The 13,859-nt window shown below is 64.9% G+C and carries 13 protein-coding genes; 9 read left to right on the top strand and 4 right to left on the bottom strand.

The genetic code is table 11. The annotated features are described in order from the left end of the window. The 5 genes from VSR72_RS26465 (at nt 1) to VSR72_RS26445 (ending at nt 4,239) form a co-directional block, all read left to right on the top strand. Nucleotides 1-861, top strand: a complete 861-nt coding sequence (locus VSR72_RS26465) for an ABC transporter permease (protein WP_342955304.1) — start codon at nt 1-3, stop codon at nt 859-861. A 129-nt stretch (nt 862-990) separates the two neighbouring features. Then, complete coding sequence (locus tag VSR72_RS26460) at nt 991-1,737, top strand: ABC transporter permease (RefSeq protein WP_342955336.1); 747 nt, start codon at nt 991-993, stop codon at nt 1,735-1,737. A 38-nt stretch (nt 1,738-1,775) separates the two neighbouring features. Next, nucleotides 1,776-2,609, top strand: a complete 834-nt coding sequence (locus VSR72_RS26455) for an ABC transporter ATP-binding protein (RefSeq protein WP_342955303.1) — start codon at nt 1,776-1,778, stop codon at nt 2,607-2,609. A 340-nt stretch (nt 2,610-2,949) separates the two neighbouring features. Then, nucleotides 2,950-3,651: a carbonic anhydrase gene (locus tag VSR72_RS26450; protein ID WP_342955302.1), complete on the top strand. Its 702-nt coding sequence runs from the start codon at nt 2,950-2,952 to the stop codon at nt 3,649-3,651. 411 nt (nt 3,652-4,062) lie between these two features. Next, a complete protein-coding gene (locus VSR72_RS26445; RefSeq protein ID WP_342955301.1) occupies nt 4,063-4,239 on the top strand; it encodes a hypothetical protein in 177 nt (58 codons plus the stop codon). Between the two features lie 27 nt (nt 4,240-4,266). On the opposite strand, the gene VSR72_RS26440 is transcribed toward VSR72_RS26445, so the two are convergent. After that, on the bottom strand, nt 4,267-5,292 hold the full coding sequence (locus VSR72_RS26440; RefSeq protein WP_342955300.1) for an aldo/keto reductase: 1,026 nt from the start codon (nt 5,290-5,292) through the stop codon (nt 4,267-4,269). Between the two features lie 225 nt (nt 5,293-5,517). Between VSR72_RS26440 and VSR72_RS26435 the strand changes: the two genes are divergently transcribed. Beyond that, complete coding sequence (locus tag VSR72_RS26435; protein ID WP_342955299.1) at nt 5,518-6,945, top strand: DHA2 family efflux MFS transporter permease subunit; 1,428 nt, start codon at nt 5,518-5,520, stop codon at nt 6,943-6,945. Between the two features lie 42 nt (nt 6,946-6,987). Here the strand turns inward: VSR72_RS26435 and VSR72_RS26430 are convergent, their stop codons facing one another. Beyond that, entirely contained in the window at nt 6,988-8,010 is a 1,023-nt protein-coding gene (locus tag VSR72_RS26430; RefSeq protein WP_342955298.1) for a VTT domain-containing protein, read from the bottom strand. 240 nt (nt 8,011-8,250) lie between these two features. Here VSR72_RS26430 and VSR72_RS26425 point away from each other — a divergent pair, with 240 nt between their 5' ends. From VSR72_RS26425 to VSR72_RS26415, 3 genes are all read left to right on the top strand, one after another. Next, the gene (locus VSR72_RS26425) at nt 8,251-9,069 is read left to right on the top strand and encodes a LuxR C-terminal-related transcriptional regulator (RefSeq protein WP_342955297.1); all 819 of its coding nucleotides are present in this window, start codon (nt 8,251-8,253) and stop codon (nt 9,067-9,069) included. 165 nt (nt 9,070-9,234) lie between these two features. Next, nucleotides 9,235-10,938 carry an FAD-dependent oxidoreductase gene (locus VSR72_RS26420; protein ID WP_342955296.1) on the top strand — a complete coding sequence of 568 codons (1,704 nt, stop codon included), beginning with the start codon at nt 9,235-9,237 and terminating at the stop codon, nt 10,936-10,938. Between the two features lie 33 nt (nt 10,939-10,971). Next, nucleotides 10,972-11,163 (top strand): hypothetical protein, encoded by a 192-nt coding sequence (locus VSR72_RS26415; RefSeq protein WP_233885247.1) that lies wholly within the window; start codon nt 10,972-10,974, stop codon nt 11,161-11,163. Nucleotides 11,164-11,181: 18 nt separating this feature from the next. Here the strand turns inward: VSR72_RS26415 and VSR72_RS26410 are convergent, their stop codons facing one another. Together VSR72_RS26410 and ggt are read right to left on the bottom strand one after the other, a co-directional pair. After that, nucleotides 11,182-11,724, bottom strand: coding sequence for a LuxR C-terminal-related transcriptional regulator (locus VSR72_RS26410; protein ID WP_342955295.1), 543 nt, complete (start codon nt 11,722-11,724; stop codon nt 11,182-11,184). 350 nt (nt 11,725-12,074) lie between these two features. Next, the gene (gene ggt, locus VSR72_RS26405; RefSeq protein WP_342955294.1) at nt 12,075-13,805 is read right to left on the bottom strand and encodes a gamma-glutamyltransferase; all 1,731 of its coding nucleotides are present in this window, start codon (nt 13,803-13,805) and stop codon (nt 12,075-12,077) included. Nucleotides 13,806-13,859 lie beyond the last annotated feature (54 nt).

Raw genomic sequence — 13,859 nt, 5'->3', positions numbered from 1 at the left:
ATGACGGAAACCGCGATTACGATTGCTTCGGACACGCAGCGTGCGGCAGCGCGTATCGACGCTGCAACCGCGCACGTACGATGGCGCGTCGTGCTGCGCACATGCGCGTGGCATCTCGCGCCGTGGTTGCTGCCCGCACTGCTCTATTTGCTATGGAGCGTGGGCTGCGCGCGCGGCTGGATCGCGCCGCAAATCCTGCCTGCGCCGCAGCGCGTTTATGAAACCTTCGTCGATCTCGCCCAGAGCGGCGAGCTTGCGCGCAATACGCTGATCAGCCTGCAACGCGTACTGCTGGGCTTTGCAGGCGGCACCGTGCTCGGCTTGCTGATCGGCGGCGCGCTCGGGCTCTCGCGCACGCTGGAAGCCTGGGTGCTGCCCAGCTTCAATGCGATCGTGCAGATTCCCGTGCTCGGCTGGCTGCCGTTTTTGCTGTTGCTCGTCGGCGTGGGCGAACCGCTCAAATATCTGCTCATCGCTCACGCGGCGCTCGTGCCCGTCACGCTCAGCACCATGCAGGGCTTCCGGCAAACACCCGCCGCACTGGACGAAGTCGCGCGCGTATTCGCCTACACCCGCTGGCAACGGATCGTGAGGCTCGTGCTGCCCGCAGCGGTTCCGACACTCGCAACCGGTGTGCGCCTTGCCTTCACGAAAGCGTGGCTCGCGCTAGTCGTGGTCGAGCTCGTGGCGTCGTCGGAAGGGCTCGGCTATCTGATCGTCTATGGCCGACAACTCTTTCAGCTCGATCTTGTGATGGCTTCCGTGGTTGTGGTGGGCGCGGTCGGCCTCGTCATCAATCGACTGCTCGATGTGCTGGAGCGGCGTTTGCGGCGTGGCACGCCCTCGGCATTCCGCGGCTGACGGTGTGCGATTGCCGCCATTCAGGACAGAGGAGAATTCGCCATGAAAATTTCACTCCCACGAAAATCCGCGCGCCCTGAGTGCGCCTGCGAAGCGGCCGTCGAAGCCAGGCCGCGACAACGCGTCGATATGCGCGGCGCCGCCCTACCCCTCGTCGCTATCGCGCTGTGGTGGGCCGTGAGCGCCTCGCATCTCGTGAAGAGCGGCCTGCTCGTGAGTCCCGCCGATGTGATTCGTACCGCTTACGAACAGGTCGAGAGCGGCGCGTTATTCCGGGCACTTTCCGCATCGCTGATGCGCGAGGCCTGCGGCTTCGCCATCGGCGCAACGGCGGGGTTCCTGCTGGGCGGCGCGCTGGGTCTCTCGCGCATCGCCGCGCGCATCGTGGGGCCGAGCTTCGACACGTTCAAGCAGATCTCGCTGTTCGCGTGGATTCCGCTCATTTCCGTGTGGTTCGGTCTCGGCGACGCCGCCAAGGTCGTCTTCCTCTCGCTCGCGGCCTTGCTCCCGGTCGCCGCCCACACGTGCGACGGCATTCACGCCGTGCCGCGCAAATACGTCGAACTTGCGCAGGCGTTGCGCTATTCGCGGCTGCAACTCATCCGCTACGTTCTGTTGCCGGCCGCTCTGCCCTCCATTTTCACGGGACTCTATCTCGCGCTCATCTATTCGTGGCTCGCCACGCTCGGCGCGGAGTATCTGCTCGTCGCGGGCAGCGGCATCGGCAATCTGCTGATCGACGGCAGCGAGCAATTCCGCATGGACCTCGTGCTGTTCGGCATCGTCGTCGTGGGTGCGATTGGCTGGGCGCTCAATGCGCTCGCACGGCGTGTGGAGCGAACGGTGCTTGCACGATTGCACATCACCGCACAATGATTCGCATTGCAAATCAATTGAACTTGAGAGAAAGCCAGATGAGCACCATTGAACCCGAGGGGCTGGATATTCTGCACGTGAGCAAGCGCTACGGTGCCGGCGAATCCGCGCTCGTCGTGCTCGACGACGTGACGCTGCATGTGCGCCCCGGCGAATTCGTGAGCGTGCTCGGCACGAGCGGATGCGGCAAATCCACGCTGTTGCGCCTGATCGCCGGCCTCGACGCGAGCTATAGCGGCGCAATCATGATGCGCGGCGAGCGCGTGGGCGACACCTCGCTCGAGCGCGGCATCGTGTTTCAGGATCACCGGCTGTTTCCCTGGCTTACCGCCGAGCAGAACATCCTCGCGGCGCTGCGCAACGCCCCGCTTTCGGCACGCGAGAAACACGAGGCGGTGGCAGAGCATATAGCGCTCGTAGGCCTTACGGGTTTCGAGAAGGCGTACCCGCATCAGCTCTCGGGCGGCATGGCGCAGCGCGTGGCGATCGCGCGCGGCCTCGTCAACCGTCCGCGCGTGCTGCTGCTGGACGAACCCTTCGGCGCGCTCGACGCCCTCACGCGCAGCCGCCTGCAAAACGAATTGCTGCGCATCTGGGAACGCGAACGCATCACGATGATCCTTGTCACGCACGATGTCGACGAGGCGATCTACCTGGGCGACCGTGTCGTGACGATGGCCCCGCGCCCCGGCCGTATCCGCCGCATCGTCGACGTGGGATTACCGCGCCCGCGCGAGCGCGCCGACCCACGCTTCGTGCACCTGCGCGACGAAATCCTTGCCGACTTCTCGGATGCAACGACACCGCCCAGCGCCACGTTGTTGCCCGACAGCCCTGCCCATTCTGCAGGTCAATGGCGCATGGCCTGGTGAGCGCGCCGACCGACTGGTCGGTCGCGCCTCATCTCTCCTCATGATCCCGACACCACCGGCAGCACCCCGGATGGGCCAATGACGCCCGGCGTGAGAAAATCGCTTTTCGAACGGAAACGCACGACGCGCCAGCGCCCTCGCAGCAGCCCACTTTCCCGTACTTAGCTGTCTTTTCGGCCGGTTTATCGACATATCCCGCCGGTTCGACGATTGGGTGCCGGGAAAACGGCTGTCTCGCGCAACGCGGCGCGAAGTTTCCGATCCGGAAGGGGTCGGCTCAGCGTAAACTCCCGCTGTTGCCATTCGATAGTGTCGATTCATGATAAAGAGAGAAACATCCATGCCAGACAACACCCACTCGCACGACGGTCACTCCGATTCGTGCGGCTGCGATCTGTTACACCTGCTCGACGGCGTGGACGAATTCACTCATCACGTTTTCCCGGGCAACAAGGAGCTGTTCCACAGCCTCGCCCACAGCCAGGCGCCGCACACGCTCTTCATCACGTGCGCCGACTCGCGCGTTTCGCCGGAAATGATCACGCAGGCCAAGCCCGGTGATCTGTTCGTTTGCCGCAACATCGGCAATATCGTGCCGGCTTATGGCGAAATGCTCGGCGGTGTTTCGGCTGTCGTGGAGTTCGCGGTGCTCGCGCTCAACGTGAAGCAGATCGTGCTGTGCGGCCATACCGATTGCGGCGCGATGAAGGGGCTCGCCTCGGGCGCGGAGGCCACGGCCAACATGCCAACCGTGCAGGCGTGGCTGCGCAACGCGGAAGCCGCACGCAGCGTGGTGAAGACGCGCGGTCTGGACGACGACCATGTTGTCCAGGCACTCGTGGAAGAAAACGTCCGCCTGCAGCTCACGCACCTTCGCACGCACCCCGCGGTGGCGGCGCGCGTGGCCCAGGGACAGCTCGAACTGCAGGGCTGGGTCTACGACATCGGCCACGGCAAGGTCACCGTGCTGGACGAAGCACACGGCAAGTTCCTGTCGCTCGGCGAAGCGCGTGCGCGCCTGCGCAAGCGCGTCGAGGAATAATGGCCGGGCGCTGAGGCGCCCATGCCTTAACGCCAGCTCTCAACCTGGCGCGGGGCGGCGGTTCGCGCCGCCCCATCAAACTCCCCTTATTCATTCCGCATGAATTGAAGTGCGTCCACAACGCATTTCAGATCTTGTCGCGCGATCTTCTCAATTCGCGCAATAATTCTTTTCAAATTAGGGGTTTACCCTAGGATCAAACCCGACTACACTGGCGCCCGTACTACATGCGGCGCCCTGCCGCACAAGAAGAAGAATTCGGAAGATTCAAGGCCCACTCCGCGTCATCGCCGTTTTCATGCCGCCGCTCCATCGCGGCAAATGGCGCGCGCCTCTGCGCGTATGGACGCCCGGTAATGGGCATCGCACCCGTCACGGGCCGAGCGCCCGGTTACCGAAGGAGAAGCATCCATGGAGTCCGCGCAGAACTGTCAGTCGAAAGTCGAAGTGAAGCTGTTCCTGCATCCGGAAGATCATTACCGCGCGATGGCCGCCGCGAAGACCCTCAATCTCGCAGAGCGCGAGTTCTTTGCGCTGGCGCTGCATCTGGGCGCGACCCAGATCCTGCGCCAGACCGAAGCGGCTTGAAGCGGCCTCACTGAGCGAAGACTCTCCTCAAACCGGCGACGGATTGCGCTCGGCGAAACCCTCCTGGTGCCAGTACGGGTAGACCGGCCGCACCACACTCGCGGCGTCGAGCTTCGCCACCTGTTCGGGCGTGAGATTCCAGCCGACCGCGCCGAGGTTCTGGCGCAACTGCGCCTCGTCGCGCGCACCGATCAGCACGGTCGCGACCGTCGGCCGCTGCAGCAGCCAGTTCAACGCAATCTGCGGCACGGTCTTGCCGGTTTCCTTCGCGATCTCGTCGATGGCGTCGAGCACGCGAAAGAGGTATTCATCCGGCACCGGCGGACCCTGCTCTGCCGTCTTGTGCAGACGGCTTTTCTCCGGCAGCGGCTGGCCACGCCGGATCTTGCCCGTCAAACGCCCCCAGCCCAGCGGGCTCCACACCACCGCACCCACGCCCTGATCGAGCCCGAGCGGCATCAACTCCCACTCGTAGTCGCGGCCAATCAGCGAGTAGTACGTCTGGTTGGCGACGTAACGCGGATAGCCGTAGCGATCGGCCACCGCCAGCGATTTCATCAGGTGCCAGCCCGAGAAGTTCGACACGCCCGTATAGAGAATCTTGCCGGCGCGCACGAGTTCGTCGAGCGTGGACAGCACTTCTTCGGCCGGTGTGCGCGCATCGAAACCATGCAACTGGAACAAGTCGATGTGGTCGGTCTGCAGGCGCTTGAGCGCTGCGTCGACCGCGCGCTTCAGGTGGAAGCGCGACGAGCCCACGTTATTGGGTTCGTCGTCGAAGCGGAAGGTCGCCTTGGTCGAGATGATCGCCTTGTCGCGGCGCCCCTTGAGCGCTTCGCCGAGCACCGACTCCGATGCGCCGCTCGAATAGATATCGGCCGTGTCGAACATCGTGACGCCCGCGTCGAGGCAAATGTCGATGAGCCTGCGCGCCTCGGCGACATCGGTCGCACCCCAAGCCCCGAAGAACTCGCCCTTGCCACCGAACGTGCCAGTGCCGAAGCTCAGCACCGGTACCTTCATTCCAGACGCACCCAGAAAACGGTATTCCATTTCCGATCCTCCATTGCTCGATGGGGTTGACGATGAGATGCCGACAGCGCACGAGTCTACGCGCTTCGATTCGGGCCTGCCGCGAAGGACTCAACGCCCGCACCGACCGCCGCGCGGCTGTACAGATGCTTTTGCGTATTGGAAACTGTCGCCTTTCGCCGCCAGCAGACCGCACATGATCCGCACCACGATGACGTTGATTCCCCTCTGCTACGCGGAGGCGCAATGACCGCTCCCGCGCAACGCTCCTCCGGCGTCGGCTGGCTGCCGTACCTCGTCGCCGCCACGTTCTTCATGGAGTACCTGGACACGACCGTCATCGCCACGGCGCTGCCGCAGATGGCGCGCTCGTTCGGCATCGGCCCGAATAGCCTGAGTCTCGGCGTGACCGCCTATATGCTCGCGCTCGCCATCTTCATTCCGGCCAGCGGCTGGGTGGCGGACCGCTGCGGCGCGCGCTCCGTGTTCTTCGGCGCCGTGGTCACGTTCACGGTGGCGTCCGTGCTGTGCGGGATCTCGCAGAACCTCGACGAGTTCGTGGCCGCGCGCATCCTGCAAGGCATTGGTGGCGCGATGATGGTGCCCGTGGGGCGCAGCATCGTCGTGCGCAGCACCGAGAAAAGCAAGCTCATGCAGGCGATCTCGACGATCACCTGGCCCGCCATCGCCGCGCCCGTGGTGGGACCGCCCATCGGCGGCTTCATTACGACTTACGCGTCGTGGCGCTGGATCTTCCTGCTGAACGTGCCGTTCGGCATCGCCGTGCTAGCGGCCATCGCCGCGATCGTGCCGAACCTGCGCGGCGAACACCGCCGGCCGCTCGACGTCACGGGCCTCGTGCTGAGCGGCGCGGCGCTGACCGCCATCCTCTACGGCGCGGAACTGGCGAGCCAGGTCGGCCAGAATCCGTGGCGCGCGGTGGCGATCGTGGCGGCGGGCGTTGCGATCGGCGTCGTCGCGTTTGTGCATGCGAAACGACATCCGCACCCGCTCGTCGATGTTTCCACGCTCAAAATACCGACGTTTTCCGTCACGATCGTGACCGGCTCGGTCACGCGCATCGGCATCGGCGCGGCGCCGTATCTGATGCCGCTGATGTTCCAGATCGGCTTCGGTCTCTCGGCGTTCAAGTCGGGCCTGCTGCTGCTCGCGAGCGCGCTTGGCAACCTCGGCATGAAGGCGCTCACGACGCGCATTCTCGAACGCTGGGGCTTCCGGCTCGTCTCGGTCGTCGACGTCAGCGTCGCGGGCGTCGCGCTGATCGCGTGCGGCATGCTCACGCCCGGCACGCCACTCGCCATCGTGCTGATTGTCGTGTTCGTCTACGGCATGGCGCGCTCGATGCAGTTTTCCACCCTCGCCACGCTGGCCTACGCCGATGTCGCGCAGCCGCAGATGAGCGCGGCCAGCACGCTCTGGAGCGCGGCGGCGCAGATGATCATCGGTCTTGGCATTGCGTTCGGCGCGCTCGCGCTGCGCGTGGCCGCGCACGTCAACGGCGAAACGACCGGCCATGTGTTCACGCTCGACGACTTCCGGCTCGCCTTTCTCGGTGCCGGCGTGCTCACGCTGATTTCGGTGTGGGGTTATGCGCAGATGGCGCGCGACGCGGGGCAGAACGTGGGGGGCGGCTCGCGCAAGCAGCGCGCGTAGCAGGCAATGCCGCGCGCCAGGCGACGCGCGGCGGAACAACAGTTACTTCGAGAGGCTAGCCCGCACGGTGTATTCCGGTTCCTCGCCCGCTTCGAGTTCGTCGGCATGCTCATGCGCCGCGTGGAATTCGTTGGACAGCGGCTCGACCGGATAACCGTGGCGCTCCCAGGCGTCGAGTCCGCCCTTGAGCGCATGCGCATGATAGATGTGCTTGTTGCGCAATTGATCGACGATGCGCTTGGCCGTCGCCTCGTTCGGGCACACACAGTACACGACGATCGGGCGTCCGATCAGCTCGGGCGAGAGTTCTTCGCTCGACTCCAGATTCAGCGGCCGCGCGCCGGGAATGCGGTAGGACTCTTTCTCGCGCACGGATTGCGGACGCGCGTCCAGCACGATCGGCGGCGAGTTCGACTTCATCATCTCGTCGAGCTGATCGGGCGAAATGCGATGCGTGGCGAGCCAGTGGCGGAACTGCATGCGCCGCAGCCAGCGCCAGGCGAGGAACAGCACGCCCGCCACGGCGAGCACGTCGAAGATCGTCATGCCGTTCGCGCGCACGAACGCCGCGAAGCGCACGATTTCCGCATGCAGCGCTGCGCCGCCGAGCAGCCAGGTGCCCGCCCACAACGCCGCGCCAACCGTGTCCCACAGCAGGAAGACATGCACCGCCACCGTCGTCGTGCCGAGCAGCGGCGCGGAAATCAGGCCGAGCCCCGGCACGAACTTCGCCACTGCGAGAATGGGCGCACCGTAGCGCTCGAATACGTTGCGCGCAATACGGATCGTCGTGTCCAGCGACAACGAAAAACGCACGAGCCCATTGAGCAGACGCCGCCCGCGCTTGCGGCCCGCGGCGAACCACAGTGAATCGGCGAGCAGCGTGGCGATCACCGCCGCCGCCAGCAGGCTCCCGTAGGATGTCTCGCCGCCCGCCGCCAGCGTGCCCGCGAGAATCAGCACCGGCGCGGCCGGCACGGGCACGCCCAGTTGCGTGACGAGTACGCTGAGAAAGACCGCTCCGGCGCCGAAATCGGGTGGAATCGCGGTGGGGAGCGTCAACATTTCGAGATATCCTGCGCGCAGGGAGGTTCAGGTAAGGAAACATGACGCGAATACCGCGCCGGCCGAGGGTGGAGATTACCCCAACGTGCCGTTCCTTGCTTACATTGACGCAGGCTTCACGGCGGCATTGCACCCGGCGATCCGGCCCCGCTGCCGGCGCTTTCGCGCTTCTTTCACGCTGATGCGAAACGGTGCTAATCTCGTAAGAGTGGCTTTTCCTAGCCGTTTTCCTTAAGAAACATGCGTTACTGGCATCTCGATCGACCGAGGCAGGCAGGTCAGTTCGACCTCTCGCGCGTCACCAGCCTCGTTTCGGCCATCGGCCGCGACGACGCCAACGCGCTCGCCGCCGAAGTGCTGAACATGCTCGGTCCGGCGACTTCGGTCACGCAGTGCACGGTGTTCGCCTACGAATTCGGCAACCGGCCGCGCACGGTTTCCGTGGCCGATCATCGCGGCGGGCGCTTTCTGCGCGACGTCGCCGATACCTACGCACGCCTCTTCTACGCGCTCGACGGCAATCAGCAGATCGTCACCGGCGGCGCGGCCGACAAACCCGGCTCGTCGCTCGTGCTGCACTGGCAAAGCAGCGCCGACATCGCGCACGACGGTTACCGCACCGCGTGCTACGCCACGCCCAATGTGTCCGACCGGCTCTCGCTGCTGTTGCAGCCGGCCGCCGACATCTGGCTTTCCGTGAACCTGTATCGCGAAAGCGATGCCGGGAATTTCCAGCCGGGCGAAGTCGAACTGGTCGAGTCGCTCGCGCCGTTGATCGGCGAATCGGCGCGGCATCACTACACGATTCGCGGCCAGAGCCAGCTTGGGATTCCTCAGATGATGCTCGCGCGGCTGCGCGGCCTGTGCCCCACGCTCTCCAAACGCGAACTCGACGCCCTGCGCGGCGTGCTCGAAGGACGCAGCGCGGTTGAAATCGCCGAGTGCATGGGCGTGAAGCCCAGCAGTGTGGTGACCTATCAGAAACGCGCGTATCAGCGGCTGGGCATTTCGAGCCAGCGCCAGCTTTTCGCGCTTTGTCTGGCGACGGATCAGGGCTGACCTCCAGCCGTATTCGCGCATCTCCGAGTCATCTCCCCCGTAAGCCCCCTGTACCCAAATTGAGGACAGCGGGCCGCGCTTCGCGCTCCATACTGCCTTCATCGCCAGCGCCCCTGCTCGGGCAAGCCGGCAAGTACAAGACATACGTATCGGAGACACATCCCCATGACCGCCGAATTCAAACCCTATCCGTTCGAGGCGAAGCAGTACGACGCCCGCCTGCCTGAACTCGAAGGCGGCCGCGAAGTACAGCGCCACGCCGTGACGATCGTCGGCGGCGGTCCGGTGGGCCTTGCCATCGCGCTCGGCCTCGCGAAGCATGGCGTGCGCTCGGTGCTGATCGAAGCCGACGAATCGGTTTGCTATGGCAGCCGCGCGATCTGCATCTCGCGCCGCAGCCTCGAGATCATCGAGCGCCTCGGCGCGCTCGACGGCTTCCTCGCGAAAGGCCTGCCGTGGACGGGCGGCCGCAGCTTCTACCGCAACGACGAAGTGCTGCACTTCACGATGCCGCAGGACGAAAACCAGAAGCTGCCGCCGATGGTCAACCTCGCGCAGTACCACATCGAGCAGTTCCTGCTCGACGCCGCGCAACGGCACACCGATCTCATCGACATTCGCTGGCGCACGAAAGTGACGGCGCTGCAGGACGACGCGCACGGCGCCACGCTCTCGCTCTCCACGCCCGCAGGCGACTACATCGCCCAGACCGACTGGCTCATCGCCGCGGACGGCGGCCGCAGCACGGTGCGCGAAGCGCTCGGCCTGAAGCTTCAGGGCACGAGCTATGAGGGCCGCTATGTCATCGTCGACATTCTGCTCGACAGCGCGCGTCCCACCGAACGGCTCGCCTATTTCGACCCGGCGTCGAATCCCGGCTCGACCGTGCTCGTCCACAAGCAGCCCGACAACGTGTGGCGCATCGACTATCAACTGCGCGACGACGAGGATGCCGACGAAGCGATCAAGCCTGAAAACGTCATGCCGCGCGTGCAGAGCCTGCTCGACATGATGGGCGAGAAAGCGTCTTGGTCGCCGGTCTGGATCACCATCTACAAAGCCAACGCGCTCACGCTCGAGCGCTATCGCCACGGCCGCGTGCTGTTTGCGGGCGACGCGGCGCACCTCGTGCCGATCTTTGGCGTGCGCGGCGCGAACTCGGGCATCGACGACGCCGACAATCTGGCCTGGAAACTCGCCTATGTCGTGAAGGGGCTCGCGAGCGACGCGTTGCTCGACAGCTACTCCGACGAGCGCGTCTACGCGGCGCACGAAAACCTGAGCTACGGCACGAAGAGCACGGAGTTCATGGCGCCGCCGTCGTTTGCCTTCGATCTGATGCGCACAGCGGTACTGAGCCTCGCACGCGAGCACGCCGCCGTGCGCTCGCTGATCAATCCGCGCCAAACTTCGGCGATCGCCTACTCGGCCTCGCCGCTCAACGCAGCCTCCGATGCGCTCGCGAACGGTCCGGCGCCGGGCACGGTGCTGCCCGAGTGCCCGCTCACGATCGTCGACCAGGCAGGCACGCGCGAAGGCCACGTGACCGACCTGATCGCGCCGTGCTTCACAGCGCTCTACTTCAGCGAAGATGGCGCGACGCCCGCCCCGCTCGCCGCGCTCGAAACGACGCTGGCCGCACGCGCACTGCCGTTCGCACTGGTGCCGCTCGCCCAGCGCCAACCCGCCGACGCACCACGCCGCAGCGGCTGGGATCACACGGGACGCCTCTTCCCGATCTATGGCGCGCGGCCCGGCACGCTCTACCTCGTGCGCCCGGACGGCCACGTGCTCGGCCGCTGGCACGGCGACGCCGGCACAGTCGCGACGAATGCGCTCGCCGCCCTCGACCAGGCGCTGTGCGCCTGAGCGCTGACGAATCAAGTACTGATGGAGAAAACCATGACCGACAGCGAACTCGACACCGTTTACACGCACCTGTGCAAGACCATGACCAACCTGGGCGAAGCCAACGGCCCGCTCTTTCTCGCGCGCTTCGCGCTGCTCGCGATCGAGCGGATCGGCAACGCGCAAACCTGCGTCGGCTTGATCGATGCCGCGGGCGAGAATGTTTCGGCAGCCGCGCCGAAATAAGGGGAAGCGCAGCGCGCCTCAGCGTTGCGCCGACTGCACGAGCCGCGCGAGGCGCGAGCGGTTGCTGACGCCGAGTTTCTGAAACGAACGATCGAGATGGGTGCGCACGGTCGTATAGGAAATGCCCAGCCGCTCGGCAATTTCCTTGTCGAGCAGCCCTTCCACCACGAGCGCGACCACGTCGCGCTCGCGCCGCGTCAAGCGGTTGATCGCTTCGTTATCGGCAGCGGATGTGTCGCCTTGCGTGGGCTGAACGTACCCCGTCTGCGCGCGCGAACGCGCCAGCGCCGCAATGAAAGCCGGGCGCACCAGATCGAACAGCAGCAGTTCCCGATCGGAAAAATGCTCGCGCCGCTTGCCGCGCCGAATGCGCAGACGATCGAGATTCTCTTCGCCCGACCAGACGAACAGGCCCTCGCCCGCATCCAGGCCATCGGCGCGCAGCAGTTCGAGCAGGCGGCGCCCCACCTCGAGGCGCAAGGCGCCCTCGGGCAGGATGTGGTCGGCCAGCAGCTTGAAGACGTCGGCGATCAGCGCGAGTTCGCGGCTCGTCAGGTCCATGCTCGGGTGCGATGAGAAGTGGGCGCGCCTCGCTTACTTGGCGGCGCAAACGTCAGAGTTTAGTGCCTGACGGATTCAACATGCAGTCGGTGAAGCGTGAAACAGGAATGTGAAACTGGGAATGCCGAAAAGAAAATGGGGCGGCAAACGCCGCCCCAAGAAAAACACACGCCGGCAAAGGGCTGTCTTCCGCCGGAGGTTGCATAGTACGCGATGAATAACGGAGCGGCATCCCCAAATTTGAGGATAAACGCTCATGTCATGCAAACTTTTGCCACCTCATGCCAGGTTGCCGATGCGAAATGGTTTGCTTTCATGCGCAGCGCATCGTTTCGCATCGGCGTTGAGCGTTACTGGATCAGACGCGACACGCCACGGCCGCGCGGATCGGAAACCGCGTCGGGCGTATCGCCGTTGATACGGATCGCCTGAATGTCGCCGTTAAAGTCCTGCCCCTTCAGCACGTAGCCCTTCGCCTCGACCTGCTTGGCGAGTTCGCCGTCGATCGGCTGGTACGGCTCCCAGAAAATCGTGTTGGGCGGCAGCAACTGGTGGTGGAAGCGCATCGCCGCCACCGAGTCCTTCAACGGCATGTCGAAGTCATAGTTGTTGTTGATGACCTGGAACACCGACGTGAAGATGCGCGAGCCGCCCGGCGTACCGATCACGAGCGCCACCTTGCCGTCCTTCGTGAGGATGGTCGGCGTCATCGACGACAGCGGGCGCTTCTTCGGCGCAATTGCGTTCGCGTCGCTGCCCACCACGCCGAACATGTTCGGCACGCCCGGCTTGGACGCGAAGTCGTCCATCTCGTCATTGAGCACGATGCCGGCGCCCGGCACGACCACGCCCGAGCCGAAGTAGCCGTTGATCGTGTACGTATTCGAAACGGCGTTGCCCCACTTGTCGACCACCGAGAAGTGCGTCGTTTCCGCCTTCTCGGGCATCGAGGTGCCGAGGCCCGGCTGCACGCTCTTGGTGTCGGAAGGCTTGTCGGGATCGACTTCGGCGGCGCGCTTCGCGAGGTACGCGTCGTCGGTGAGCTGCGCGACCGGCACCTTGTAGAAGTCGGGGTCGCCGAGATATTGCGCGCGATCCGCGAACACACGCTTTTCGATCTCCGCGATCAGGTGGATGTACTGCGGCGAATTGAGCTGCACGTCCTTGAACTGCGGCGCAAGCATCGCCTTCATCTTGAGCAGCTGCACGAGGCCCACGCCACCCGAACTCGGGGGCGGCGCCGTGATGATCTCGTAGCCGTTCCACTTCGCCTCGACCGGCTGGCGCCACACCGCCTTGTATTCCTGCAGGTCGCGCTTCGTGATCAGGCCGTGACCCTTCATCGAGGCGGCGATCAGGTCGGCGGTCTTGCCGTCGTAGAAGTCCTTCGCGCCCTGGTTCGCAATGCGCGTGAGCACGTTGGCGAGATCGGGCTGCTTGAACGTCACGCCCTCCTTCAGGTTGCCGAAGTAGTCGTCGAAGTTGGTCTTGCCGTTGAAGTCCTTCTCAGCGGCCTCACGGCGCTTCGCGAGTTGCTCGTCCACCACGAAGCCGTCGCGCGCGTATTTGATCGCGGGCGCGAGCACCTGCTTCCATGGCAGCCTGCCGAAGCGCTTCTGCGCTTCCCACATGCCCTCGACCGTGCCCGGCACGCCCACGGCGTCATAGCCGAACAGGCTCTTGCCCGGGATCACGTTGCCCTTGTCGTCGAGGTACATCGTGCGCGTGGCGGCGAGCGGCGCGCGCTCGCGATAGTCGAGGAAGTACGGCTTGCCGTTCACGTAGAGCGTCATGAACCCGCCGCCGCCGATGTTGCCGGCTTCGGGGTACGTCACCGCGAGCGAGAAGGCGATGGCGACGGCCGCGTCGACGGCGTTGCCGCCCTCCTTGAAGATCTGCTCGGCGGCGTCGGCCGCGTACTTGTCAGCAACGGCCACCGCCGATGCGTTGAGGACCGCAGGGCGTTGCGCCGTATCCTTCGCAAAGGCCGGCGTGGCTTCGAGGAAGCCCGTGGACAACGCGGAGAGGGAAAGCAGTGCGAGAGCGGCAGCGGAGATTTTCGTTTTTTCAACCAGCTTCATTGAGTTCACCCCATGATTCGGTTTGTTGACCTACCTGATACCTGCCTTGGCCTT

The organism is Paraburkholderia sp. JHI869 (assembly GCF_038900775.1).
Taxonomy (GTDB): Bacteria; Pseudomonadota; Gammaproteobacteria; order Burkholderiales; family Burkholderiaceae; genus Paraburkholderia.
The sequence above is the reverse complement of the archived record's forward strand: the minus strand, read 5'-3'. Positions and strand labels throughout refer to the sequence as shown.

Coding starts and splice junctions, on each gene's coding strand:
- VSR72_RS26440 (WP_342955300.1), bottom strand. CDS start 5,292: ATGGAATACCGTTTTCTGGGTGCGTCTGGAATGAAGGTACCGGTGCTG.
- VSR72_RS26455 (WP_342955303.1), top strand. CDS start 1,776: ATGAGCACCATTGAACCCGAGGGGCTGGATATTCTGCACGTGAGCAAG.
- VSR72_RS26425 (WP_342955297.1), top strand. CDS start 8,251: ATGCGTTACTGGCATCTCGATCGACCGAGGCAGGCAGGTCAGTTCGAC.
- VSR72_RS26445 (WP_342955301.1), top strand. CDS start 4,063: ATGGAGTCCGCGCAGAACTGTCAGTCGAAAGTCGAAGTGAAGCTGTTC.
- VSR72_RS26415 (WP_233885247.1), top strand. CDS start 10,972: ATGACCGACAGCGAACTCGACACCGTTTACACGCACCTGTGCAAGACC.
- VSR72_RS26410 (WP_342955295.1), bottom strand. CDS start 11,724: ATGGACCTGACGAGCCGCGAACTCGCGCTGATCGCCGACGTCTTCAAG.
- VSR72_RS26420 (WP_342955296.1), top strand. CDS start 9,235: ATGACCGCCGAATTCAAACCCTATCCGTTCGAGGCGAAGCAGTACGAC.
- VSR72_RS26460 (WP_342955336.1), top strand. CDS start 991: ATGCGCGGCGCCGCCCTACCCCTCGTCGCTATCGCGCTGTGGTGGGCC.
- ggt (WP_342955294.1), bottom strand. CDS start 13,805: ATGAAGCTGGTTGAAAAAACGAAAATCTCCGCTGCCGCTCTCGCACTG.
- VSR72_RS26450 (WP_342955302.1), top strand. CDS start 2,950: ATGCCAGACAACACCCACTCGCACGACGGTCACTCCGATTCGTGCGGC.
- VSR72_RS26465 (WP_342955304.1), top strand. CDS start 1: ATGACGGAAACCGCGATTACGATTGCTTCGGACACGCAGCGTGCGGCA.
- VSR72_RS26435 (WP_342955299.1), top strand. CDS start 5,518: ATGACCGCTCCCGCGCAACGCTCCTCCGGCGTCGGCTGGCTGCCGTAC.
- VSR72_RS26430 (WP_342955298.1), bottom strand. CDS start 8,010: ATGTTGACGCTCCCCACCGCGATTCCACCCGATTTCGGCGCCGGAGCG.